The organism is Novosphingobium sp. BL-S-33 (assembly GCF_056857025.1).
Genome location: NZ_CM166475.1, coordinates 816,449 through 841,830 on the forward strand (window position 1 = coordinate 816,449; position 25,382 = coordinate 841,830).

General features: G+C 64.0%; 20 protein-coding genes. 12 read left to right on the forward strand and 8 right to left on the reverse strand.

Annotation, left to right across the window (positions count from 1 at the left end):
• The first annotated feature begins 155 nt into the window (after positions 1-155).
• The 3 genes from AC1VVM_RS20325 to AC1VVM_RS20335 all read left to right on the forward strand — a co-directional run bounded on the left by AC1VVM_RS20325 (position 156) and on the right by AC1VVM_RS20335 (position 5,580).
• Positions 156-2,015 carry a glycoside hydrolase family 84 protein gene (locus tag AC1VVM_RS20325; protein ID WP_482957243.1) on the forward strand — a complete coding sequence of 620 codons (1,860 nt, stop codon included), beginning with the start codon at positions 156-158 and terminating at the stop codon, positions 2,013-2,015.
• Between the two features lie 685 nt (positions 2,016-2,700).
• The gene (locus tag AC1VVM_RS20330; RefSeq protein ID WP_482957244.1) at positions 2,701-4,821 is read left to right on the forward strand and encodes a TonB-dependent siderophore receptor; all 2,121 of its coding nucleotides are present in this window, start codon (positions 2,701-2,703) and stop codon (positions 4,819-4,821) included.
• A gap of 126 nt (positions 4,822-4,947) precedes the next feature.
• Positions 4,948-5,580, forward strand: a complete 633-nt coding sequence (locus AC1VVM_RS20335; RefSeq protein WP_482957245.1) for a glutathione S-transferase — start codon at positions 4,948-4,950, stop codon at positions 5,578-5,580.
• A 67-nt stretch (positions 5,581-5,647) separates the two neighbouring features.
• On the opposite strand, the gene AC1VVM_RS20340 is transcribed toward AC1VVM_RS20335, so the two are convergent.
• Genes AC1VVM_RS20340 through hpnI form a run of 5 tightly spaced genes read right to left on the reverse strand, consistent with a single transcriptional unit; the run spans position 5,648 to position 11,030 of the window.
• Entirely contained in the window at positions 5,648-6,637 is a 990-nt protein-coding gene (locus AC1VVM_RS20340) for a lysylphosphatidylglycerol synthase domain-containing protein (RefSeq protein ID WP_482957356.1), read from the reverse strand.
• Positions 6,634-7,542, reverse strand: coding sequence for a ferritin-like domain-containing protein (locus AC1VVM_RS20345; protein ID WP_482957246.1), 909 nt, complete (start codon positions 7,540-7,542; stop codon positions 6,634-6,636). Before AC1VVM_RS20345 ends, AC1VVM_RS20340 begins: the two co-directional genes overlap by 4 nt.
• A complete protein-coding gene (hpnK, locus tag AC1VVM_RS20350; protein WP_482957247.1) occupies positions 7,539-8,384 on the reverse strand; it encodes a hopanoid biosynthesis-associated protein HpnK in 846 nt (281 codons plus the stop codon). Before hpnK ends, AC1VVM_RS20345 begins: the two co-directional genes overlap by 4 nt.
• 40 nt (positions 8,385-8,424) lie before the next feature.
• Positions 8,425-9,870 (reverse strand): hopanoid biosynthesis associated radical SAM protein HpnJ, encoded by a 1,446-nt coding sequence (gene hpnJ / locus AC1VVM_RS20355; protein WP_482957248.1) that lies wholly within the window; start codon positions 9,868-9,870, stop codon positions 8,425-8,427.
• Positions 9,867-11,030 carry a bacteriohopanetetrol glucosamine biosynthesis glycosyltransferase HpnI gene (hpnI, locus tag AC1VVM_RS20360; RefSeq protein ID WP_482957249.1) on the reverse strand — a complete coding sequence of 388 codons (1,164 nt, stop codon included), beginning with the start codon at positions 11,028-11,030 and terminating at the stop codon, positions 9,867-9,869. Before hpnI ends, hpnJ begins: the two co-directional genes overlap by 4 nt.
• A 116-nt stretch (positions 11,031-11,146) precedes the next feature.
• Between hpnI and hpnA the strand changes: the two genes are divergently transcribed.
• From hpnA to AC1VVM_RS20395, 7 genes are read left to right on the forward strand one after another with little or no spacing between them, the layout of a single operon-like run.
• Positions 11,147-12,166, forward strand: coding sequence for a hopanoid-associated sugar epimerase (gene hpnA, locus AC1VVM_RS20365; protein ID WP_482957250.1), 1,020 nt, complete (start codon positions 11,147-11,149; stop codon positions 12,164-12,166).
• Positions 12,163-13,305 (forward strand): glycosyltransferase, encoded by a 1,143-nt coding sequence (locus AC1VVM_RS20370; RefSeq protein ID WP_482957251.1) that lies wholly within the window; start codon positions 12,163-12,165, stop codon positions 13,303-13,305. Before hpnA ends, AC1VVM_RS20370 begins: the two co-directional genes overlap by 4 nt.
• Entirely contained in the window at positions 13,305-14,141 is an 837-nt protein-coding gene (gene hpnC / locus AC1VVM_RS20375) for a squalene synthase HpnC (RefSeq protein ID WP_482957252.1), read from the forward strand. The genes AC1VVM_RS20370 and hpnC overlap by 1 nt, the downstream gene beginning before the upstream one ends.
• Positions 14,138-14,965 (forward strand): presqualene diphosphate synthase HpnD, encoded by an 828-nt coding sequence (gene hpnD, locus AC1VVM_RS20380; RefSeq protein ID WP_482957253.1) that lies wholly within the window; start codon positions 14,138-14,140, stop codon positions 14,963-14,965. The genes hpnC and hpnD overlap by 4 nt, the downstream gene beginning before the upstream one ends.
• Positions 14,962-16,218 carry a hydroxysqualene dehydroxylase HpnE gene (gene hpnE, locus AC1VVM_RS20385; protein WP_482957254.1) on the forward strand — a complete coding sequence of 419 codons (1,257 nt, stop codon included), beginning with the start codon at positions 14,962-14,964 and terminating at the stop codon, positions 16,216-16,218. The genes hpnD and hpnE overlap by 4 nt, the downstream gene beginning before the upstream one ends.
• A 9-nt stretch (positions 16,219-16,227) precedes the next feature.
• A complete protein-coding gene (gene shc / locus AC1VVM_RS20390; protein ID WP_482957255.1) occupies positions 16,228-18,165 on the forward strand; it encodes a squalene--hopene cyclase in 1,938 nt (645 codons plus the stop codon).
• A complete protein-coding gene (locus AC1VVM_RS20395; RefSeq protein WP_482957256.1) occupies positions 18,162-18,806 on the forward strand; it encodes a phosphorylase family protein in 645 nt (214 codons plus the stop codon). Before shc ends, AC1VVM_RS20395 begins: the two co-directional genes overlap by 4 nt.
• A 6-nt stretch (positions 18,807-18,812) precedes the next feature.
• Here the strand turns inward: AC1VVM_RS20395 and hpnH are convergent, their stop codons facing one another.
• Both hpnH and ispH read right to left on the reverse strand, forming a co-directional pair.
• Positions 18,813-19,958, reverse strand: coding sequence for an adenosyl-hopene transferase HpnH (gene hpnH / locus AC1VVM_RS20400; protein WP_482905575.1), 1,146 nt, complete (start codon positions 19,956-19,958; stop codon positions 18,813-18,815).
• A 9-nt stretch (positions 19,959-19,967) separates the two neighbouring features.
• Complete coding sequence (gene ispH / locus AC1VVM_RS20405; RefSeq protein ID WP_132391092.1) at positions 19,968-20,957, reverse strand: 4-hydroxy-3-methylbut-2-enyl diphosphate reductase; 990 nt, start codon at positions 20,955-20,957, stop codon at positions 19,968-19,970.
• Positions 20,958-21,160: 203 nt separating this feature from the next.
• On the opposite strand from ispH, the gene AC1VVM_RS20410 reads away from it, so the two are divergent.
• Complete coding sequence (locus tag AC1VVM_RS20410) at positions 21,161-21,760, forward strand: ABC transporter substrate-binding protein (protein ID WP_482905576.1); 600 nt, start codon at positions 21,161-21,163, stop codon at positions 21,758-21,760.
• Entirely contained in the window at positions 21,757-22,782 is a 1,026-nt protein-coding gene (locus tag AC1VVM_RS20415) for an MlaA family lipoprotein (protein WP_482957257.1), read from the forward strand. The genes AC1VVM_RS20410 and AC1VVM_RS20415 overlap by 4 nt, the downstream gene beginning before the upstream one ends.
• Here AC1VVM_RS20415 and AC1VVM_RS20420 read toward each other — a convergent pair.
• Complete coding sequence (locus tag AC1VVM_RS20420; protein WP_482957357.1) at positions 22,779-25,352, reverse strand: MMPL family transporter; 2,574 nt, start codon at positions 25,350-25,352, stop codon at positions 22,779-22,781. The two genes, AC1VVM_RS20415 and AC1VVM_RS20420, sit on opposite strands and share 4 nt — an antisense overlap.
• Between the last annotated feature and the right edge of the window lie 30 nt (positions 25,353-25,382).

The window sequence follows — 25,382 nt, forward strand, 5'->3', positions numbered from 1 at the left end:
TTGTGGTGACGGGTCTGATTTACAAGACCTATATAACACCATTCTAATACCGGAGAGTCTGGGTGAATCACTATCGTCGCCGCCTGAATCAAAGCGTCAGAGCGGCCCTCCCCCTCATCCTGGCCGCCACCGCTGCCGCACCGCACGCCAGCGCAATGACGGAATCGCTGCCCGGCATCTTCCCTACCCCGACCTCGATGCAATTGAATGGCGGCACGGTCACGCTCGGCACCTCGGTCGTGTTGGTGCAAGCGGCGAAGACTGATGCCGAAACCGTCGAACTCGTACGGCAGATCTTGAGCAATGCCGGCGTCACCCGCATCCGCACGGCCACGCACGTCCCTGCCCGGCTAGATCAGAGCTATATCGTCATTGGTACCGGCAATTCCGCGATCCTGCGCAGTGCCGTCAGCCGGGCGAAAGCCGCCCTGCCCACGGAAAAGGAAGGCTACACTCTCGCCAGTACGGTTGAAGACGGCGGCAACCTGACCGTCCTCGCCGGCTTCGATGGCGACGGCCTGTTCCACGCCGCCCAGTCGCTGCGCCAGTTGGCGAAGCGCGCCAGTTTCCCCGCCGTACGCATTCACGACTATCCGTCCATGCCGGTGCGCGGAACCATCGAGGGCTTCTACGGCGCCCCGTGGACGATGCAGGACCGCAGCGCGCACCTCGCATTTCTCGGCCGCGCAAAGGCCAATACCTATATCTACAGCCCCAAGGACGATCCCTTCGCGCGCGACAAATGGCGCGACGATTATCCCGCCGCGACACTGAAGCAACTGGGCGAACTGGTGCATCAGGCAGAGCGCAATCACATCGATTTCGTCTACGCGATCTCGCCCGGCCCGTCGGTCTGCTATTCCAGCCCGGCCGATCTTCAGGCGCTGCGCCGCAAGTTCGAGGCGATCCGGGGGCTGACCGTGCGCACCTTCTACGTAGCGCTCGACGATATCGAATATACCAAGTGGAACTGCGATGCCGACAAGGAGAAGTTCGGCCCCGCCAGCGACAAAGCCGCCGCAGCGGCGCAGGCCTATCTGCTGAACGCGGTCCAGGCTGATCTCGCCTCCGGTAACGCGGCCGGGCCGTCGCTGATCATGGTGCCGACCGAATATTACAACGCCACGGAATCGCCCTACAAGGCAGGCCTGCGCGAGAAGCTCGATCCCCGGATTATCGTCCAATGGACCGGTACCGATGTCGTGCCGCCCGCGATCTCTATCCCCGACGCCAAGGCCGCGACCAAGGCGTTCGGCCGCAAGACGCTGCTGTGGGACAACTATCCGGTCAACGATTACGCCCAGTCGACGGGCCGGCTGCTGGTCGCCCCTTACGCACGGCGCGAGGCGGGCCTTTCGAGCGAACTGACCGGCATCGTCGCCAATCCGATGAATCAGGAAGCGCCCAGCCGCGTGGCGGTGATGGGGCTCACCGCCTTTGCGTGGAACGACAAGGCCTATGACGCGGAACTGACCTGGCACGCGGCGGCGCGGGAACTCGCATCCGATGATCCGCGCACAACGGCGGCGCTGCTCACCTTCTTCGACACGCAGCACCTCGCCCCGACGTTCGGCACCCAGCCCTGGCAACCGCAGGCGCCCAAGCTGAAGACGGTGCTGGACCATGTGCGGGAGGCGCTGGCACAAGGCGACGCCGCCGCGCGCAAGGCCGCGCTGAAAGATCTCGCGCGTCAGGCGGACGATATTGCCAATGCGCCGGACATCATCCGCGCGGGCGTGGCGGACAAGGGCTTCGTTGCCCAATCGGCGCCGTGGCTCGACGCAATGCAGCGCTGGGGCCGCGCCCTGCAACTGACGGCCGCAGGCTTGAGCGCCGCCGACGAAGGCAGCGGCACGGCACAGCCGTTCTTCGCCGATGCCAAGCGCATGGCGGACGAGGCCGCCGCGATACGGTCAATCCCCGGTGCGACTCGCTTCGAAGGACCGGTCAAGATCGCCGACGGCGTGCTCGATGTATTCATCGCCGACGCACCCGGCCTGATCGCGACGCCATAATCGCGGCAGGAAGCGCCGCGTCGAAAACGTGGCGCTTCCTGCGAGTGCCCTCTCTCAAGAACGGATTCCAGACGGCACGCGCGAGACGGTGCCAATGGTCGCTGCCACGCCTTCGCCCGACTTCACCAATTGATGATGCTGATCCGCGTGGCACGTCGCGCTTGCCAGACGGTGTCACTGAAAACGCGGTGCCTTCAGCATAGACTCGCCCGATCCGGGCATCGCAATCCTCCTCGTTTGCACCAGCCTCCAGCCAGTGAAAGCGTACCGCCGCTGGTTTCGCATGGAAGATGCCAGCAGTTCCGGGCCATCACGCGACACAATAAGCGCCGCAGCCTGCCGGCAGTTTAGGTCGATCAGATCGACAATGCCCGATCCGCCCGTTCGCGTTACCCAGCACACGTCGCGCGCCCGCGTACCCGCCGTGCCCAGTCGATCTGCTCCCACGTGTCGGCTTCCCTCGGTCTGCCGCACGGATCGCCATCGCCCGGCAGCTGCAATTCGCGCATCTGTTGCCCATTTCCCACAAGTTCGCGCCTACATCCCGGAAAGATCCCGCACCGCTTCGATTATATTGCGATCAATTCGCATTAGCACTAGTGGCCAGCTGCGACTCATTCTCGAAAGGCATACAATGTTTCGAACGACGGTCCGCGGACGGCTTCTTCTGGGAGCGGCCACCGGCATGATGGCGGTTTCCATTCTCCCTGCCTTCGCTCACGCGGCGGCTGCCGAGAACGACGATATCGTCGTCAAGGGCGATCGCCCTGCGACCGTCGCCTCGTCTGGAACCAAGAGCGACACGCCCATCGCCCTGACGCCCCAGTCGATCTCGGTGATCGATTCCGGGACGATCTCCGATCTGGGCATCCAGAACCTCAACCAGGCGCTGCGTTTCGTCGCCGGCGTTACACCCGAAACGCGCGGTTCCTCGGCCGAAGTCTACGACCAGTTCAAGCTGCGCGGCTTCGATGCGCCGACCTATCTCGATGGTCTGAAGATGTTCGGCAGCGCCACCGGCTATGCGACCCCGCAGGTCGACATGTCGCGGCTCGATCGCATCGAAGTCGTGAAGGGCCCGGCCTCGGCGCTTTACGGTTCGTCCAGCCCGGGCGGCTTCGTCAACATGCAGAGCAAACTGCCGATCGATCGCGATTTCTACGGCGCGGTCTCGGGGTCCTACGGCAGCTACAATCTCTACCGTGTCGACGGCGACATCGGCGGGAAAATCGGCGAGACCGTGCTGTGGCGCATCAACGGCAGCGTCAATGGCGCAGACTCCCAGCAGGACATCGGCAAGCGCCGCCGCCAGACCGTTTCGGGCGCAGTGACGCTTGGGGCAGGCACTCCGACCACGTTTACCGTCCTCGGCGCCTACTCGCACGATCCCTACAACGGCAACTACGGCGTGTTCCCGGCCAGCGGCACGCTGTTCGACAATCCCAACGGCAAGATCTCCACGAAGTTCTACGGCGGCGAGCCGGATGACTTCTTCAAGCGCGAACAGGCCGCCGGAACCTTCATCTTCCGCCACGAATTCGGCGACAACTGGGCGTTCCGCGCCTCCGGCCGCTACCAGTACGTGAAGAGCAGCCTCGGCATCGTCTATACGTCGGGCTCGCCGGTTGAAGAGGGCGGCACCGTCTACAACCGCGCGTCCTATGCGACGAACGAAAACCTGAACAACTGGACCTTCGACAACCAGCTCAGCGGCAAGTTCAGCACCGGTCCGCTGGAGCATAGTGTGCTGTTCGGTCTGGACCGGCAGGTCGCGCATTCGAACGAACTCTATGCGTTCGGCTCTGCCAACACGATCGATGCCTACAACCCCGTCTACGACACGATGCCGACGCCGCGGAACCCCTATGTAGTTCCCGGCTTTGACGCGGACTTCAATTACGATCCGAACAGTCTTGTTGATCCCACCTATGTCGCCACCCGGCAGCGTCAGCAAGGCGTCTACGCGCAGGATCGCATTTCGGTCGGCAAGCTCGACGTTACGCTGAGCGGCCGTCAGGACTGGGCGCGGCTTGAGCAGAGCGGGTCCGTCCAGCACGACAGGAAGTTCACCTGGCGCGCCGCGGCGCTCTACAAGACGGACCTTGGGCTTTCGCCCTATGTCACTTACTCGACCTCGTTCGAACCGCAGTCTGCCATTCTGGACAACGGCGAGCTTGCCAAGCCCTCGCTCGGCAAGCAGATCGAGGCCGGTGCAAAGTACGTGATCCCGGGCACGGACATCCTGCTGACAGGCGCCTGGTTCCAGATCAACCAGACCAATGTGGTCGTCTCCAACCCGGTGACTTTCGCCTCGTTCCAGTCGGGCGAAGTGCGTTCGCGCGGGGTCGAGGTCGAGGCCAGCGGCTCGCTACCTTACGACTTCAACTTCCGCCTCGCGTTCAGCAGCCAGAACGTGAAGGTCCTCAAGGACGTCAATCCCGACAATGTCGGCAAGGGCATCGCCACCGTTGGCAAGGGCGGCATCAGCGCAAACCTTGCTTGGGAGCCAAGGGAAGGCACGTTCCAGGGCCTCTCCCTCGGCGGCGCGGTTCGCCATGTGGACAAGGTCTATGCGGGTAGCCTCGATGGCGAAACGACTATCTACACGCCCGCATACACCGTGTTCGACGGGTTGATCCGCTATAACCTCGCCAAGGTGAGCCCCAGCCTTTCCGGCGTCACTCTGGGCCTCAACGCCACCAACATCTTCGACAAGAAGTACCTGACCAGCTGCTTTGCGGCCTATAGCTGGTGCTGGTACGGCAACCGCCGGACGGTGCAGGGAACCATCGGCTTCACTTGGTAAGCCTCCATGCGGGGAACGTCTCGAACGGCGTTCCCCGTCAGATTCCGCCGATGCGTTTCCGGGTGATTTCGAGTGGCGATGGCTGCTAGGGGAGCCGACCAAGCAGCATTGGCAATGAGAAGTACGATGGTTGAGCCGGTCCTCTACAGCTTCAGGCGATGCCCTTACGCGATGCGGGCAAGGCTGGCTCTGGCCGTCAGCGCGACCACCTGCGAACTGCGAGAGATCAAGCTTTCGGCGAAACCGGCGGACATGCTTCGCGCCTCGCCGAAAGGCACGGTGCCCGTATTGGTGCAAGCCAATGGTGAAACGATCGAACAGAGCCTCGACATCATGCACGCCGCATTGGGGCGGAACGATCCCGAAAGCTGGCTGGATCGCGGCGATGCCGCCCTGATCGCGATCAACGACGGCCTGTTCAAGCATGATCTCGACCGCTACAAATATCCCGAGCGCCACGACGGCGATGCTTTGGCGCACAGGGCGAGCGGGCTGGAATTCCTGCGTGAAGTGGAAAGCAGGCTGGCATCCAGCCCATTCCTTTGCGGCTCTACGCGCGGTCTCACGGACGCTGCCATCATCCCGTTCGTCCGGCAATTTGCGGCGGTGGATAGCGGGTGGTTCGAAAGTCAGCCGCTTCCCCATGTACAGCGATGGCTGTCCGACTATCTGGCATCGCCGCTGTTCGCCGCAATCATGCTGCGTGTTCCGGTTTGGTCACCCGGGGCAGCCCCGGTGTTCTTCCCCGCGAGGCAGTAAGGGAACGGTACGGCGCGCGCTCGGCAGGGACCGTCAACCTGAGCAGCGAGCCGATTTGGCAATACATTTACAGGGCCCGTTCGCGTCGTGCCGTCACGCCGCGCAATTCGATCACTTGCCAGATGAGCAGCGTGGGCAGGCCAATCGCCAGATCGCGGGCGCGTTTGGCAAGGGACAGGGCGAGAGCCGTTTCCGGCGGCAAGCCGAACAGCGGACCTGCAAAAGCATACGCGGCCTCCTGCACTCCAAGCGCTCCCGGAATGACGAAGGCAACGCTGCGCAGCGTGAAAATCAGACTTTCCAGCGCGAGAATGTCCCAGATCGACGCCTGCGTTCCCATCCACCGCAAAGCGAGCCAGGCCCCAATACCGCTGGCTACCCAGGCTGCCAGATTGATGACCAAGGCAAGTGCCACCCGGTCCCTTTGCGCATAGATCCGCGAAAGCTCCGATCGCATACCGGCCATGGCGGTCGATTCCGGCAGGAAGCGAGCGGCAATGGCCGCGGCGAAATCCAGCGCGGTTCGCTGCATGGCAAAGAACAGCAGGATGATTGCGACCATCACGAACGTGCCGCCCAGGATCGCCGGGCGCAATTGAACCGCCGCGCCGTCGCCGATCAGCAGCGAGCCCATCAGCGACAGTCCGAACAGGGTGTAGACCAACTGGCTCGCCATTTCGGTGGTCATGTCGACGACCAGCGAGCCGTGGACGCGGTGGGGCGGCAGCGATGCGGCTGTCAGCGTCCGGGCGCTGACGATGACTCCGCCCAACTGGGAAAACGGCAGCAAGTCGGAAGCAGCCTCGCGCACCATCCGCGCCCAGGCGAACAGCGGAAGAGTGCGCGCCTTCTCACCGGGCGCCGCCGCGAGCCAGGCCGCCCCGAGCAAGACGAAGACGCCCAGCGACCAGAAGCAATAGAGCACGAACCCCGCCAGCCCCATGCGCGCGGCAATTGCCAGCACATCTCGCAGTCCGGCGGCGCCGATCGTCCAAGCCGCAATCGCAAGACCGACTACGGTCGCCAGTAATATGCCGATCCGCGCCCAGTGTTTCAGCCGCTTTCTCCCGGCTTGGGGCCTTTCACGAAGCGCAGCGCGAAACGGATCATGCTCGGCACGAAACGCGGGCGCAGCAGGCGCCCATCATAGGCAGACAGCCGCCGGTCGTTCTCCGCCAGGCAGAGGCGCGCCAGTTCGGGGAAAGTGATCTCCACGCCCAGTTCCTTGGACCCGTTGAGCGTGAAATTGTTCTCCTGCGCGCGGGTATTGTCCTTGCCCATGCCCTTGGCCATGTCGATCCGTTCCCAGATCAGGAACGCCCAGACCGCGATGACCTTGAGTTCGAACCACGGCCGTCGCCACAGCGGCATGTTGCGCCGCCACCAGGCCACCCAGTTCACGAAGAACAGGATATGCCGCCCTTCCTCACGCATCACGGGCTCGAAGGTATCGACCAGTTCGGGCGGAAAGAAGCCCGAATCCTTGGCCACCTTGAACAGGCCGAAGCCGAAGAAGCTGTCGATGCATTCCGAATAGCCGGTGCGCATGAAGGCGAATTCGGGATCGGCGGGCCGCACATACGCGGGCTCCGGTACCAGTTCGATGCCGTAGGCCTGCACCATGTCGGACAGCACCAGCTTGTGGCGTGATTCCTCGAAGGCGTTCATTTCCACGGCGGACTTCAGCAGCGGATCGTTCACGCCTTCGGCAAAAGTCCGGACGTTCATGCCGGCTCGGCCTTCGGTGGCAACGGCAATGTCCCAGATCGGCAGGGAGACGATCTTGTTTCGCGTATCGTCGTCCAGCTTCGGCCAGTCGATCAACGCCGGGCGATAGGGATCGTGCGTATCCAGCAGCGTCCGGCTCATCAGCAGCAAGTGTTCGGGACTGCCATATTTGAGCCGTCCGGTCGGGAGCGGAACCGTCTTGTCGTAGTCGACCCAGGAACTGGCCAGAGTCATGAGCGCTCTCCTTCAATGAAGTCCGTAAAGCGTCCGAGAACGATGGCATTGCGCGCCACCGCCTGTTTGGCAAGTGAGTCGGTGAGCGCGGCCAGCTCTTCGGCGTAGCGGTAGCCGGGCGCCGATCCAGCATAGGGGCCGGTCGCGGGATGCGCGTAGATTTCGCTGAGACCGTCGGGCAAATGCTTCAGCAGGCCCTGGATACGCGATGTGGTCATCGCGCCAGACCAGGCGAGGCCGAAGACCTGATCCGGTGTGGTCAGACTGGCGCGACGCATCAGGCGCTGCACCTGCTGCGCCCAGATCCCCTCCACTCCTGCACGCACGCTGTCGCTTTCGACCGCGCGCAGCACGGCACGCGGTTCGACGGGTGCGCGAACGGTCCGCATGCCGTGCGCCTTGCCCACTTTCACCAAAGTCGCGGCAATGGTGGGGTGCAGATGGAAATGCTTGTGCGCGTTGACATGATCGAGCGGCAGCCCGGTGGCGGCAAAGGCATCGAACTGCGCTTCGACTTCCGCCGCAAGCTGGCGGCGCGCGGCGGGTGAGGCGAAAATCCGCATGGCTGCACGCACCATGTCGGTACGGAACTTGCCCCCGGAATCGACCAGCGCGGGAACGCGGTTCGAGGGCAGCACGGGCCGCCCATCCACCAGCACGACATGCAGGCCGACTCCAAGCGAAGGCAGCCGCTTTGCCCGCTCCACCGCGTCGTCCATGGCCGCGCCGCCGACCATCAGGCTGGCAGCGGTCAGAATGCCGTCCCGATGCGCGCGCTCGACCGCTTCGTTGACTTCCAGCGACGCTCCGAAATCGTCGGCAGTGACGACCAGGCGTTTCACGGTCCGGCTCAGAACCGGCGGGCTGAGATGGGTCTGCGCATCACGCGACCACCTTGCGGCGGCGCAGGAAATCGAAGAATTCAACGCCTTCGCGCAGACGGCGTTTCATCATGTCCCAGTCGCGCACCATTTCCCACACGATCGATCCGATCTTGGACGGGCGGAAGTAGAAGCGCTTGTAAAACTCCTCAACCTTGTCGAAGATCACCGGCGCGGGCAGATGTTCGTAGCTCAATTGCGCGATCTGGTTGCCGCCATCGGTCAGCAGGTGATCGGTGCCGTCGAACCAGCCGTTGTCCATCGCCTGCTTGTAGAGATACGTGCCCGGATAAGGCGCCGCCAGCGAGACCTGGATCGTGTGCGGATCGATCTCCTTGGCGTAGTTGATCGTCTCCTCGATGGTCTCTTCCGTTTCGCCAGGAAGGCCCAGGATGAAAGTGCCGTGGATCACGATGCCCAGTTCGTGGCAGTTTTTGGTGAATTGCCGCGCGACATCGACGCGCAGGCCCTTCTTGATATTGTGCAGGATCTGCTGGTTGCCGCTTTCATAGCCGACCAGGAGCAGACGCAACCCGTTGGCCTTCAGCACTTCCAGCGTCTTGCGCGGGACGTTGGCCTTGGCATTGCAGCTCCAGCTCATCGGGAAGCCCGGCTTGCCGAAACCCAGCTTGCCCAGCGCGATGGCCAGTTCTTCTACGCGAGGGGCGTTGTCGGTCAGCGTGTCGTCGTCGAAGAATATCTCCTTGGTCTGGGGGATATTCTCCATGACGTATTTCACTTCCTCGATCACATGCGCGATCGAGCGGGTGCGGTAATTGTGCCCGCCCACGGTCTGCGGCCAGAGGCAGAAGGTGCAGCGGCTCTTGCAGCCGCGACCCGTGTAGAAGCTGACGTAAGGGTGCTTCAGATAGCCGCCGAAGTACTTCTCGATCGTCAGGTCGCGCTTGTAGATCGGTGAGACGAAGGGCAGTGAGTCCATGTCTTCCAGCACCTTGCGGTCCCGGTTGTGGACGATAGACCCATCGGCATCGCGCCACGAAATCCCGTCTACTTCGCGCAGTGGCATGCCGTTCGCGACATCGACGATCGTGAAGTCGAATTCGTTGCGGCAGACGAAATCGATCGCGGTGCTGGCGGCCAGCGCCTTTTCGCTTTCGACTGCCACCTTGGCTCCGATCATGCCGATCAGCACCTTGGGATTGCGCGCCTTGATAAGTTCGGCCGTGCGCACGTCCTGATTGAAGCTGGGGGTGGAGGTGTGCAGGATCACCAGATCCCGACCGTCCACCTCATGCGCGATATCGTCCCACGACAGATCGTGCGCGGGGGCGTCGATCAGCTTCGAACCCACTACCATCGCGGCGGGCTGGGCCAGCCAGGTGGGATACCAGAAGGACTTCACCTCGCGCTTCATCTGGTACCGCGCGCCGGCGCCGCCGTCATACCCGTCGAAGGAGGGGGCTTGAAGAAAAAGCGTAGACTTCATGTCCTGGCAATCTCCGAAGAAACCGTGACGCGCCCTTGCCCTACCATATTAAGCGCCGTTCCGCGCCAATCAACAGAGCGGACGAAGAAGCTGGCAAGAAAAATCGCGAAACTCAATATGTCACGCAGCGGCAAGGACCAAAATGGCGCGGAACTGGCGCCCGCGTGACGATCGACCACCCGCTTCGTGCAGAGCCGTACAAGGGCCGTCCCAACCACGGCCACCAGTCCTGCAACGGGGTGAAAGGGCAGCGCTATCAGCGCCAGTGGAAACGGAATGGTGATGAACGATCCGGCATAACCGGCCGGGGCTATGCCGCGCACCGTCGCCGCCCAGCGCAATTCATGCCGCCATACCTCGCGAAACCGGGCATCGGCGAATGCGTGAGTCAGCACCATGGGGGGAACGTCTACAGAAAGGCCGAGCCGCGCGATCGCTTGCCCCATGGCGTGATCGTCGGCCAGCACGTCGGCGAAGCGGGCAAATCCGCCGATCGCATCCAGCGTCTCGCGCCTGAGGGCGATGGTCGATCCCATGCAGGGCGCCGCCATGCCACGGGTTTTCGCGACGACGAGGTTGGGCAGGAACTGATAGCTGCTTCCCGCAGCGGCCAGTCGGGACCAGAAGCCGCCATCCCCACGCCCGCGATAGAGGCAGGTGACGGCGCCGGTTCCCGTCTGACGGAGAGCCGGGAGCAGCCGGGACAGATAATCGCCCTCCACCGCCATGTCGCTGTCGCTGAGGACCAGGGTGTCATGTGCCGCATGGCCCATCATGTTCACGAGGTTCGAGATTTTCCCGTTCGGCCCGTGGCGGGTGCCATCCACGACAAGGTCGATGCGGGCCTCCGGAAAGAGGGCCTGAAGCGCCCTGACAGTTTCAATTGCGGGATCGTCGGGCCGCTGCACGCCGCACAGGATCTGTATCCTGCCGTCGTGATCCTGTTCGACGAAGCTCGCGAGGTTTTCCAGAAGGCGCGGTTCCCGGCCATAGAGCGGTTTCAGGATCGTAACCGCCTCGCTTCCCGGCTCTGGTGCTTCCCCAGCCCGCAAGAACCGGTCCAGCGCGAACGCCGCAGCCGCCAAATAGGCCGCGCCGATCACGGCCATCAGCAGCAGGATCCATCCGACAGCGGTCATCACGATGGTCAGAACCGTCATTCGCTTCCTTCGCCAGCCGAGCACGGCATGATGAAAACATTCGGAAACTCAAAGAAGATACTTGCCAGTTCGCTTCACGGGAATAGGAATAGCATAGTCTGTCGGCAACCATTCGGATGTTCGGCCGGAAAATGTCTGAATCCAATCGATTGACCCTCGTTACCGGCGTTTCAGGCTTCGTTGGCTCGGCAGTGGCCCGGGCGCTCTCCAGCCGTGGATTCCGGCTGCGCGGCCTTGCCCGTGCCCAGAGTTCCCGCGTGAACCTCGCAGGCTTTCCCGGTGAACTGGTCGAAGGCGATCTGCGCGACGCTGCGGCCATGGAGCGCGCGATGCAGGGCGTCGACACGCTGTTCCACGTCGCGGCAGACTACCGGCTTTGGGCGCCCGATCCAGAGCAGATCGTTCGCAACAATCTGTCCGGCACGCAAAGCGTCATGCAGGCGGCGCTGAAGGCCGCTGTGCCTCGGATCGTCTACACCAGCAGCGTCGCCACGCTCAAACCTTCGGACAGCGGTGCGGTGGACGAACGGGCCGTGGCAGCCCCCTCCGAAGCGATCGGCGCCTACAAGCGCAGCAAAGTGGTGGCCGAGCGGCTGGTGGAACGGATGGTGGCTGAAGAGGGCCTGCCCGCCGTGATCGTCCAGCCATCCACCCCCATAGGCCCGCGCGATGTCCGTCCCACGCCTACCGGCAGGATCATCGTCGAAGCCGCGCTGGGGAGGATGCCTGCCTATATCGATTCCGGCCTCAACCTTGCCCATGTCGACGATGTGGCCGAAGGGCATGTTCTCGCGCTTGAGAAAGGCAAGATCGGCGAACGCTATATCCTTGGCGGGCAGGACGTGATGCTGGGCGACATTCTGGCCGAAATCGCGATCCGTCTCGGACGAAAGCCGCCCCGGGTGCGTCTGCCGCGCGCACCGCTGATGCCGCTGGCCTGGGCTAACGAGTGCGTCGCGCGGCTGTCCGGCGGCAGCGAACCGTTCCTCACGATGGATTCGCTGCGCATGGGACGGCACCGGATGTTCTTCAGCTCGGCCAAGGCCGAGCGCGAGTTGGGCTATTCCGCGCGGCCTTGGCAGCAGGCGATCGGCGACGCCATGGACTGGTTCCGGCAGGCGGAGATGATCCGATGATCGCCCCCGATCCGGCAACAGGTCTGGGCATCGCTGTGCTGGCGATATGGCTGGGCCTGCTGCTGGGCCGTGATGGCTTCTGGATGACGCGGGAGCGGGACGACAGGCACTTGCCGCCCCCGCCCTCTCACTGGCCCGACGTGACGGCAGTTGTGCCCGCCCGCGACGAGGCAGATGTCATTGCCCGCTCCCTCGGCAGCCTCATCGCGCAGGACTATCCCGGGCGTTTCCGCATCCTGCTGGTCGACGATTCCAGCAGTGACGGAACCGGCGCCGTGGCCCGCGCACTGGGATCGGATCGGGTCGAGGTGCTGACCGGCAAACCGCTGGCGCAGGAGTGGACCGGCAAGCTCTGGGCCTTGCAGCAGGGCATCGAAAAGGCTGGAACCGCGCCTGTCTGGCTCTGGCTCACCGATGCAGACATTGCCCATGCACCGGACACCTTGCGCACGCTGGTGACGCGGGGCGAGACGAATCGCCTGTCACTGGTCAGCCTGATGGCCCGGCTGCGCTGCGAGACCTTTGCCGAACGGATGCTGGTGCCTGCCTTCGTGTTCTTTTTTCAGATGCTCTATCCGTTCGGTCAGGTGAACCGGCCGGGAAAGCTGGGCGCGGCGGCGGGCGGCTGCATGCTCGTGCGGCGCACGGCGTTGGAGCAGGCGGGCGGCATCGGCGCGATCCGGGGCGCGCTGATCGACGATTGCACGCTGGGCACGCTGCTCAAGCGGCAGGGGCCGGTCTGGCTGGGCCTGACCGACCGTTCCGTCAGCATTCGGCCCTATGAGAATTTTGCTTCCGTCGCCGCGATGATCTCGCGCTCGGCCTATGCCCAGCTGCGCTATTCGCCGTGGCTGCTGGGCGCTACGCTGGCGGGATTACTGCTGGTCTACGGTGTACCGCCCTTCCTCGCCCTGTTCGGCCACGGGCTGGCGGACTGGCTGGGACTGGCAGCGTGGCTGGCCATGGCCTTGTCTTTTCAGCCGGTGCTGCGCTTCTATCGTCGCAGCCCGCTTTGGGGACTCGCCTTGCCGGCGATTGCGGCCTTCTATGCGGGATGCACCTTGCTTTCGGCCTGGCAACATGCACGCGGGCGGGGAGGTATGTGGAAGGGCCGGGCGCAAGCAGGAGCGAAAAGCTGATGGATGCGGCCATTCAGGCATCGGCCACGTTGTCGTCCGGCAAGGACCATCGCGGCGAGAATTTCCCTGTCGCCAGCCTGCTGGTCAAGGCGGAGTATCGCCCGCCGATCATGGCCTTCTACCGCTTCGCCCGGGCTGCGGACGATATTGCCGACCACCCTTCCGCCGCGCCAGAGGAAAAGCTGGCCCTGCTCGCTCGCATGCGCACCGGGCTGGACGGCGACGGCGCACCGGAAGCCATGGCATTACGCGAGGCCATGGCGGCGCGGAGACTCAATCCGATCCACGCGCACGACCTGCTGGATGCCTTCGTCCGCGACGTCAGTGTAACGCGCTATGCCGATTGGGACGATCTGATCGGCTATTGCCGCTATTCGGCAATGCCGGTCGGGCGGTTCGTGCTCGACGTGCATGGCGAGGACAGGCAGCTCTGGCCCAAGAACGATGCGCTGTGCGCGGCATTGCAGATCATCAACCACCTTCAGGACTGCGGCAAGGATTATCGTATGCTCAACCGAGTCTATATTCCGCTCGACACTGGACTGGACGTGGCTGAACTGGGCGCGAACAAGGCCGGTCAAAGCCTGCGCGCCATCATCGCCGATCTGGCCCGCAGGACGCGCGGCTTGCTCGATCAATCGGCGGACTTTGCAGCGCACGTCCGCGACCGGCGACTGACAGCAGAAGTGGCGGTGATCCACCGGCTCGCCCGCAGCCTGACATACCGGCTGGAAGCCCGCGATCCGCTGAGCGAGCGCGTGCATCACGGTAAAGTGGAAGCGCTGTTCCTGGCCGCCGGGGCCGCCCTTCCCGCTCTGCTGCGGCGGCCCGCATGAGCGAGGCGGCCATGGCAAGCAGCGCCTCGCGCAGTTCCTTCTACGCGGGCATGCGCGTGCTGCCCAAAGTCGAACGGAGCGCCATTTTTGCAGTCTACGACTTCTGCCGTATCGTCGACGACATTGCCGACGACCAGCACGGCGACCGCGTTTCGCGAGCACGCCAGCTGGATCAGTGGCGCCGCGATATCGACGCGCTCTATGCCGGGCGCGATGCCGGGCAGGCCAATTTCCTGGCCTCTGGCGTGAAGCGCTTCGACCTTGATCGCCGCGACTTCGAAGCGGTGATCGACGGCATGGCGATGGACGTGGAGCGCGACATTTGCTGGCCAAGCGAAGCGGAGCTGGATCTCTATTGCGACCGCGTCGCCTCCGCCGTGGGGCGGCTGTCCGTGCGCATTTTCGGCATGGAGCGGGAACCGGGCCTCGCCTTGGCCCACCACCTTGGCCGGGCGTTACAGCTGACCAATATCCTGCGCGACATAGACGAGGATGCCGCCATCGGCCGCGTCTATATTCCGGCCGAGGCGCTGGCAGTGGCCGGGATCGTGCCGACCACGCCGGAACAGGTCGCAGCCGATCCGCGCATGGATCCGGCCGGCCGCTGGCTGGCGGCCCATGCCCAGCGGCATTTCGACGAGGCAGCCCGGCTGCTCGCCTCTCGCCCGAAGGGGCTATTGCTTGCGCCCCGGCTAATGGAGAGCGCCTATGCACGGCTGCTCAGGCAGATGCTTCTGGCCGGCTGGGCGCCGCCGCGAACACGCGTGCGCACCAACAAGGTCCGACTGATCCTGACCGTGGCGCGGCTGTTGGTGACGGGGTGAAGGCTGGACGGGCGATTGTTGTTGGGGCCGGTCTCGCGGGCCTTTCCGCCGCCGTTCGGCTGACCGAAGCGGGCGTGACCGTGCGCGTGATCGAAGCCGCTGCGCAGGCCGGGGGGCGCTGCCGCTCCTATCACGATCCGCAGATCGACCTGACGATCGACAATGGCAATCATCTGGTGCTGGCCGGAAACGATGCAGTGCGCCGCTTTCGCGAAAGAGTGGGCGCCAACGAGCCACTGTCCGGGCCCGAACATGCGGATTTCCCCTTCGTGGACCTCACCTGTGATGAGCGCTGGACGGTTCGCATCAATGACGCTGCCGCGCCGTGGTGGGTTCTCTCCCGCAAACGACGCGTGCCGGGCACGGAATTGAAGGACTATCTGGCTCTCGGCAAGCTGCTCTCTGGCGGCGGTGAGGAAACCGTGGGCGACCGGATCCACGCCACCGGCAAGCTGTGGTCCCGATTGCTCGATCCGGTGCTGCTGGCCATTCTCAATACGCCTGCCGCGAAGGGATCGGCAAAGCTGACGGCCGCGGTCATGCGGGAATCGCTGCTGCGCGGCGGACGAGCGAGCCTGCCGCGCATTGCCCATCCCAGTCTGGCCGCCGCTTTCATCAATCCGGCGCTGGGCTGGCTCGCTTCGCAAGGCGCGTCGGTCACGCTGGGTCGCCGTCTCCGTGGTATCGCGGTGGACGGTGACCGCGTCGCGACACTGGACTGGGGGCAAGGCCCGGAAGCCGTGCAAGAGTATGAAGCGATAGTGCTTGCCGTGCCGCCCACCGTCGCGGCGACACTCCTGCCGGGACTGACCGTGCCCGACGCCTTCCACGCTATCGTCAACGCACATTTCGCCATGGCACCGCCAGCCGACGCTCCGCCGATGCTCGGCGTGTTGGGCGGCACGGCGCAGTGGCTCTTTGCCTTTCCGGATCGCATTTCCGTCACGGTTTCGGCCGCCGACGGTCTGGTGGACATGGAGCGCGACGCCTTGGCCCGGCGGTTCTGGGACGAGATCCAGTCTGCCTATCGCTTTTCGGCGCCAATGCCGCGCTGGCAGATCGTGAAGGAAAAGCGCGCGACCTTTTCCGCCACGCCTGAGCAGGATGCCCGCCGTCCCGGCGCCCGAACGGCCTTACGCAACCTGTTCCTCGCAGGTGACTGGACGCAGACCAGGCTGCCCGCCACGATAGAAGGCGCCATCCGCTCCGGCGAAACGGCGGCGCGGATGGTCATCGAACGGGTCGGAGCATAGGAGACCTCCATGGCGACGCTTTCCGCATCCCATCCGTCGCTGGTCGATATCGATGCGGTGGTCGATCGCGCCGCTGCTGCCCTTGCCAAAGTGCAGAGGCCGGACGGGCATTGGGTGTTCGAACTGGAGGCGGACTGCACGATTCCGGCCGAATACGTGCTGCTGCGTCATTATCTGGGCGAGCCCGTCGATAACCTGCTGGAAGCGAAGATCGCGCGCTATCTGCGCCGCGTCCAGTCCGGCGATGATCATGGTTGGGGCCTGTTCCATGCCGGCCCCTTCGACGTCAGCGCCAGCATCAAGGCCTATTATGCGCTCAAGATGATCGGGGACGATGTAGACGCCCCGCACATGGCCCGCGCCCGTGCTGCGATACTGGCGGCGGGCGGGGCGGAAGCGGCCAATGTCTTCACCCGCATCCAGCTCGCGCTGTTCGACGCCGGGCTGTGGTCCGCAGTGCCGACGCTGCCGCCCGAACTGATCCTGCTGCCGCGCTGGTTTCCGATCCACTTGTCCAAGATGTCCTATTGGGCACGGACGGTGGTCGTCCCGCTACTGGTGCTCTGCACGCGAAAGCCGGCCGCGCGGAATGCCAAGGGCATCAAGGTCGACGAACTCTACACCGGCAAGGCCGCCTCGCGGCAGACGCAGGCCGCCGATCCCAAATGGCTCTGGACGACGGGCTTCAATACGCTGGACCGATTGCTGAAGCTGGGCGATGGACTCTGGCCGCGAAAGCTACGGCAGCGCGCCATCGACACCTGCGTTGCATGGGTGAGCGAGCGCCTCAATGGCGAGGATGGTCTGGGCGCCATCTATCCGGCCATGGCCAACAGCGTGATGATGTTCGATCTGCTGGGCTACGCTGAAGATCACCCGCATCGCGCTATCGCCCGCAAGTCCGTAGAAAACTTGCTCGTGATCGGTGAGGAGGAGGCCTATTGCCAGCCCTGTGTCTCTCCGGTGTGGGACACCGCCCTTGCCTGCCATGCGATGATGGAGGCGGGCGGGGACGCGAACGCGGCGCGGGCGGAAGCCGCGCTCGACTGGCTGAAACCACGCCAGATACTTGATGTCGCCGGTGACTGGGCGGAAGAACGTCCCGGCGTGCGTCCCGGCGGCTGGGCTTTCCAGTACAATAATGACCACTACCCCGATCTGGATGACACGGCCGTCGTGGTCATGGCCATGGACCGCGCACAAGTCGCGGATCGCATGCCGATCGACCGGGGCGTCGAATGGACGGTTGGACTTCAGTCGAAAAACGGCGGCTGGGGCGCTTTCGACGCCGACAACGCTTACGACTATCTCAACAACCTGCCCTTTGCCGACCACGGCGCGCTGCTCGACCCGCCGACCGCCGACGTATCGGCGCGCTGCGTATCGATGCTGGCACAGTTAGGCGAGCCATTGGACAGCCCGCGCATGGCCGCCGCGCTGGACTATCTGCGCCGGGAACAGGAACCGGAGGGCGGCTGGTTCGGCCGCTGGGGCGTCAATCATATCTACGGCACATGGTCGGTGCTCTGCGCCCTGAATGCGGCAGGGCTAAACGCCGCCGATCCAGCGGTGGACGGGGCGGCGCGTTGGCTCAAACGGATCCAGAACGCGGACGGCGGTTGGGGAGAGAGTTGCGACAGCTATGCGCTGGACCGCAAGGGGCACGTCCCGGCTCCGTCCACCGCCTCGCAAACGGCCTGGGCCATGCTGGGTCTGATGGCCGCAGGCGACGTGGACAGCGACGCTGTCGAACGCGGGGCGGCATGGCTGATGGACAATCAGGATGCGGACGGCCTCTGGGGGCAGGAACACTATACCGGCGGCGGCTTTCCGCGCGTGTTCTACCTCCGCTATCACGGCTATCCCAAGTATTTCCCGCTCTGGGCGATGGCCCGCTACCGCAATCTCAAGCGCTCCAACGCGCGCCGCGTCACGGCCGGAATGTGACGCTGCTGATCGCCTGCGGACTGAAGCGTGAGGCGCGCCTTTTCGACCGGCCCGGCCGCAATGTGTTCGTGGTGGCAGGCGGGGGCGACTCGGTGCGATTGGAGCGGGAACTGGACGATCTTGCCGAAACCCACCCCGGCATCGTCCTCTCCTGCGGCATTGCGGGCGCGCTGTCTCGGGCATTGCGGTCGGGCGATCTGATCGTCGATGGGGACAGCACGCTGGTCGATCGCTTGCGGCAAGACTTGCCCCACGCGATTACCGGCGCGATCTGCGGCAGCGACACGATTGTGGCGACCGCAGCCGATAAGCGGGATCTGGCCCGGCAAAGCGGCGCCATTGCTGCCGACATGGAAAGCCATATCGCCCGGAGGGTCGCTATGCGCAGGCAACTGCCCTTCGCGGCGATCCGCGTGGTTGCCGATTGTGCCGAGGATGACCTGCCGCCCGCAGCGTTAGTCGGGATGCGTCCCGATGGCGGTCTGGCGCTGGGTGCGGTGTTGAGTTCGCTTGCGCGACGCCCCGGCCAGCTACCGGCGCTTCTTCATACCGGGCGGCAGACCGATCAGGCGCTACGCCGCCTGTCGGACGCTTTTGACACGCTTGTCCGTGCGGGGTTCGATCGTCTCGATCTGGCGTAAGGCGACTCAGCCCCTGCCCGCGACGTGTTTCGCCGCAGTGGGATCGGCGGCGTTGATCTTCGCCAGTTCCCGTTCGAGGTGGGACGAATAGACCTGTTCCGCCGGCCTCTGGTGCGAAAGGTCGATATCGGGCGCCATCTCCCCCTCCGTGCGGACACCCTTGCGCGCAAGCGACAGCATCTTGAGCGGATGGCGGATCGCATCGGTGGCGGCGGTTCCTTCAAAACCGCAATGGGTCATGCAATTGGCGCATTTCTCGTACTTGCCGACGCCATATTGCTCCCAATCGGTGCCTTCCATCAGCTCCCGGAAGCTGCCGACATAGCCTTCGCCCACCAGATAGCAGGGCTTTTGCCAACCGAAGACCGTGCGCAGCGGCATCGACCAGGGCGTGCATTCGTACGTCTGGTTACCCGCCAGAAAATCGAGGAACAGCGGCGAGTTGGTGAAAGTCCAGGCCTTCCCGCCCTGCCCCCGGCTGAAGACATTGCGGAAGAACTTTTTGGTGCGTTCGCGGTTGAGGAAGTGTTCCTGATCCGCCGCTCGTTCATAGGCATAGCCAGGCGAAACGGTGATTTCGACGCCAAGGGTCTCCATCTGGTCGAAAAAGGCCGCGAGCCGCGCGGGATCCGCGCCTTCGAACACCGTGCAGTTCACCTGCACGCGAAATCCCTTGGATTTCGCGAGATGAATGGCCTCAATCGCAACGTCGTAAGTGCCGTCCAGATCGACGGCTTCGTCGTGCATCTGCCTGTCGCCGTCGAGATGGATCGACCATGTGAAGAACGGCGAAGGCCGATAATCGTCGATCTTCTTCTTGAGCAACAGGGCGTTGGTGCACAGGATCACCAGCTTCTTGCGTGCAATGAAGCCTTCCACAATACGCGGCATGTCCCGATGGAGCAGCGGTTCGCCGCCCGCGATGGACACTGCAGGCGCGCCGCATTCCTCGATCGCCTCCATGCACTGATCGTAGCTGAGGCGCTGATTGAGAATGGCGTCGGGATAGTCGATCTTGCCGCAACCGGGGCAGGCGAGGTTGCAGCGAAGCAGTGGTTCCAGCATCAGCACCAGCGGATATTTCCCGCCCCGGATGTGCCGGCTGAGCGTATAGGCGCCGATGCGCGCCACCTGAGACAAGGGCAGGCCCATGAAAGTCTCCTATTCCGCGGCCGGGGCGGCCGGGTAGCGCAGCGCAGGGGGCAGGCGGAACTGGATGGTTTCCTTCACCCCCTCCAGTTCGGAAACCGCAACCGGGCGAAGCGCGCTGAGAGCAGTGATCACACTGTCGATCAGTTCGTCGGGCGCGGATGCGCCAGCGGTAATGCCCACCGTCCGCACATTATCCAGCCATTGCGGATCGATGGCGCTGCCATCGTCGATAAGGTGGCTTTCCACGCCCATTTCCGTGCCGATCTCCCGCAACCGCATCGAATTGGAGCTATTGCGTGCGCCGACAACCAGCAGCAGGTCGCTGATCGAGGCCAGTTCGCGCACCGCCGTCTGGCGGTTTTGCGTGGCATAGCAGATATCGCTGACCTCGGGCCCGGCCACATCGACGAAGCGTTCATGCAGCGCGGCAATCACGCTGCGCGTATCGTCGATGCTGAGCGTGGTCTGTGTGACGTAAGCCAGAGGAACATCCTCGCCCAGCGGCAGCGCCATGACATCTTCGGGCGTGGAGACGAGGTGAATCGGCGCCTCGATCTGGCCCATCGTGCCAATCACTTCGGCATGGCCGGGGTGGCCGATCAGGACCAGCGTTCGCCCGGCCTTGGCGTAACGGCGACCCTGGAAATGGACCTTGGTCACCAGCGGGCACGTGGCGTCGATGGTTGGCAAGTTGCGTTCCCGCGCCTCGTCCTCGACCGTGCGGGCAACGCCGTGCGCGCTGAAGATCGTCATCGCACCGGACGGGATTTCGGACAGTTCGTCCACGAAAACCGCGCCCTTGCTCCGCAATTGATCGACAACATGTTTGTTGTGGACGATCTCGTGCCGGACATAGACCGGCGCGCCATAGCGTTCGAGCGCGCGTTCGACGATTTCGATGGCCCGTGTAACACCCGCGCAAAAGCCGCGGGGGTTGGCGAGCACTATCTGCAACGGTTCGCCTACGTTGGAATTCGGACTATCCGCTACCACCGACATCTCCCTTATGGGATTGGCCCTGACGGGCTTGGCATCGCCCCTCTGATACTGGTTAAACGTCGCCGAGGAAAGAGGCAGCGGCATTGTATTTAAAAGTAAAGAAGTGAGACGGGAATGCAGCTGGTTCTTGCCATGTAGACAGATGATGGTGCACCACGGTCCCCGCAGAGGGGATAGCGAGCTGCCATTGATGGAGTTAATGCATGCGCCATCCAATATTAACGCTTGGCCTATTGTTGTCGCTTACCCCTTCCGTTGCCAGCGCGCAGGCCGTCGATCCGGCGCGAGCCACCGTTCAGCAGCTGAACGACGATCTGATCCGGGTGATGAAGGCGGGCGGCACCGTGCAGACGCGAACGGCCACGCTTGGTCCCACTCTGGACCGGACGTTCGACCTGCCGCTGATGACGCGGCTGGCCGTCGGGCCGACATGGACATCGCTGAATGCCGCCGACCAACAGGCATTGACGCGCAGTTTCCGGCGCATGACCATTTCCCAATATGCCCGCAATTTCGACAGTTGGTCGGGCGAAAGCTTCACCATGGACCCGCAAGTGCAGCAGCGTGGCGGTGACAAGCTGGTGCGTACGACGCTGAATGTGCCCAAACAGGCGCCCGTCGCCATCAGCTATCGCCTGCGCCAGAGCGGGAACGACTGGAAGATCATCGACGTGTTCTATCGCAATGCGATCAGCCAGATCGCGACACGCCGTTCCGATTTCGCGTCGGTGTTGCAAAAGGGCGGAGCGGCTTCGCTGGTTGCCCACATGGATGCCATAGCGGCAAAGGGCGAGAAATTTTGATCACGCCGCTAATCATGCCGGTGGCGCTGCTGGCGGCATCGGCTGATCTTTCCCTGCCCTATGATGCGGTGGCTCAAGTCGAGCAGCCAGCCGATTCGCCGCCGCCCGACGACACGCCGGTTACGGTTCCCCCGCCCGCGCCGGAGGCCATACCGGCCGACGCTGCGGCTGCTGATCCGGCTCCGGTCACCGACGCCCTTCCCGATCCGGCGGAGGAAGTGGCAACGGAAACCGCTGACGTCATCGAAGCGGATGAAATCCGGGCCGAAAGAGATCCGCTCGAAGGCTTTAACCGAACGATGTTCGGCATTTACGAGGCAATGGACAAGGCGATATGGCGGCCGGCCGCAATGGGGTACGAGCATATCGTGCCCAAGCCCGTCCGCTCGGGAATACATAACCTCATCAGCAACCTGACCGAACCCTTTGTTTTCGTGAATTTCCTGTTGCAGGCGAAACCGGGCAAGGCGATGGAAACCCTCGCCCGCTTCACGATCAATACGACGCTAGGGATCGGCGGACTGTTCGATGTGGCGAAAACGAAGGACTTCAATCTGCCGTACAGGCCGAACGGCTTCGGCACGACGCTGGCGATTTACGGTGTCAAATCCGGGCCTTATCTGTTCATACCGTTCATGGGCCCGACGACGCTTCGCGATGCGCTGAGCAACGCGGCCGATGACAGCCTGTTGCCGCTGGCAATCGGCAAGCCATTCTCGACCTGGCAATATCAGCTTTCAACCGGCGTGGCGGACGGTTTGGAGATACGCGCCGAGGCCGATCCGGAACTGCGCACCCTGCTAGCGGACGCGATCGACCCTTACGCGACACTGCGGTCCGTCTATCTCCAAAATCGTGCCGCCGAGATCGAGGAGATCCGCGGCAAGCACAAGCCGAAGGCAGGCAACGCCCCCGCAGAACTGGGCGATCCGCTTGACGATCCGGCGGGCGCCACCGCACGGCCCGCGCCGTCCGATGCGCCGGAATTGCACGACCCGCTACTCGATCCCGCGCGAAATTAGAGCCCGCTCTGCGCTTTCTTGCGCGGCGGCCCCAGCAGCGCGGGTTCGAAGATCAGCGCACAGATCAGCGTCCAGATCAGCGAGATCATCAGGATCTTCCCCATGCTGGCGGTTCCGGGATGATGGGAGAGCCACAGGCTGCCGAAGGCAGTGCCCGTGGCAAGCGCGCTGAACATGACCGCACGCGCCAGACTCGATTGCAGCAAACCGGTCGCGCCGCCGCGCCAAGCCATCACGAAATAGATATGGAATGCCACGCCCACGCCGAACAGCAGGGGAAAGGCAATGATGTTGGCAAAGTTGATCGGCTGGCCGATCAGCACGCAGCTCCCCAGCGTCAGGAAGATGGAAAGGACGACGGGTGCGAGTGTGAACGCCACCTCCTTCACATCGCGCAGCACAAGGAACAGCAGGACGCTGACCAGCAGGAGGGCCAAAACGCCGGCCTGCACGAAAGCACCTGCAACAGTCCCGGCCGCAGCCTGTGTCGCCACCGGCAACCCGGAAATAGCAGGCGTGACCGTGGCCACGGCATTGCGGAACTGGCGGATCACGGCATTGTCGTTGGCATTGCCGCTCGGGAACACCTGCAAGCGGGCCAGACCAGTTGGCGTGACCCAATCGCGGACCAGATCGGGCGGCAGAGTCTCGCGCGTGATTGGCCCGGCTTGCAGTGCCTGCCTGATCTGATCGAGCATGACACCCAGCGGACGGGACAGCATGTCGTTAACGGCGGCCCGCTGGGCTTCCGAAGCCGAGCCCAGCCGGTTTAGCGACGTTGCCAGGCGGCTCGCCTCGTTCCCTTCGGGGCCGGGGTGCGCGGCGATCACGCCTCGCAGCTTCGCTTCCGTGCTCGCAATGGCCTGCTGCAATTCGGAGTCGGTGGGGGGGGGAGCGATGTCGAACGGGTTGATCGTCAGGTCGAGCAGCAGCGACGCATCCTGAATCAGCGCCAGCTTCTCATCCTGTTGCTCCGGAACGAAACTGTCGAGCGAAACGACCTGCGCGACTTCGGGCAATGCCGACAGGCGCTGCGACAATTGACGCGCCTCGGCCGGATTGGCGGCAAGTACGTCGATCACATTGGGCGTGCGGTCGGGATCGCGCGTCAGGTCCTTGAGCGCGCGCATCGCGGGCGCATTCGGGTCGCGCAAGTCCAGCGGATTGAAATCAAACACCGCCCAAGGCAGCAGCGCGATCCCCACGGCCATCGCCGCGCCGAAAGCCCAAAGAACGGTGCGGCGCTTGCGTTCCAGAAAGCTGTCTACGGGGGCGAGAGCCTTGAAGCCGACATCGCTGCGGGGCGCGCCGGGGCGCAGCAGCATTATCAGCGCGGGCAACAGCGTCAGACTGAACAGCAGCGCCACGATCATGCCCAGCCCGGCGATCACGCCGAGTTCGGCAATGCCGATATAGGCCGTGGGCAGGAACGCCCCGAAGCCGAGGAAAATAGCCCCGGCCGCCAGCAGCAGCGGCGCGCCCAGCGCCATTGCCGCCAGTCGCAAAGCCTCTTTGGGTTCGGCCCCAGCTGCCCGGTCCGCATTGAAACGCACGCAGATCTGAATCCCGAAATCGACGCCCAGACCGACGAACAGCGGGATGAAGGCCACCGAGATCAGGTTGAAGCGCCCGATCGCCAGCAATCCGATTGCAGCGGTGACAATCAGGCCGGACAGGATGGTCGTCATGATCGCCGCCACCAGCCGCACCGAACGGGTGGCGAACCAGAGCGTCAGCAACATCGCGCCCAACATGACGGCCCCGACTACACCGATGTTCTCCTGAAGCGTGGCAAACTCTTCATCGGCCAGCGGGACTTCGCCGGTGAGGCTGATCCGCACGCCGTGCGCGTGATCGATGGAGAGTTTTCCGGCGGCGGCGATCACCGCCTCGCTCGCGGCTTCGCCGGGCATCAGTGCGCCATGATCGAGGACGGGCTGGGTCAGGATCAGGCGCCTTGTCGGCGGGCTCACTCCCTTGCCGTCTTCCGCAAACAGCCTTTGCCAAGAGAAATGCGGTTTCTTGCCGTCCAGCGAACCACCGATGGCCGTGCTCAGTGCGTGGAGCGGCCGGTCGATGCGACTGAGCGGTATTTCTCCCGCGTCAACGCCGTCCAGCATGGTCGAAAGCGCGACCGTTACGCCGCGCAGGCTGGGATCGGCGGCAAGTGGCCCCAGCATCGGCTGTGCATCGATCATCGCCCGCGTCGCACTGCGGACATCTTCGACGGATCCGAACAGCAGGCCCTCACGGGCAAAGAATTCGCCGCCATCGGGCCGCGTGACCAGGCGAAAATGCGTCTTGTCCGCACCCAGTGCGACCGAGAGCCGGGCGGCGGCATCCTCGGCCAGTTCCGGAGTCTCACCATCGATGACGATGAGCATATTGTCGCGCAGTTGCGGAAAAGCGGATTCCATCCGCTCTTCCTGCTGCCGCCAGCTAACCTTGGGGGAGATCAGGGCCGACGTATCCGTCGTCATGGCAATGCGATCGGCTGCGATCCACAGCGCCAATGCGGTGACGACGAGCCCCAGCACAAGGGTCAGCCAAGGGCGGCGAACGCTCGCCATCACGAGCGAGGCGGGCCCGAAACGCAAGCT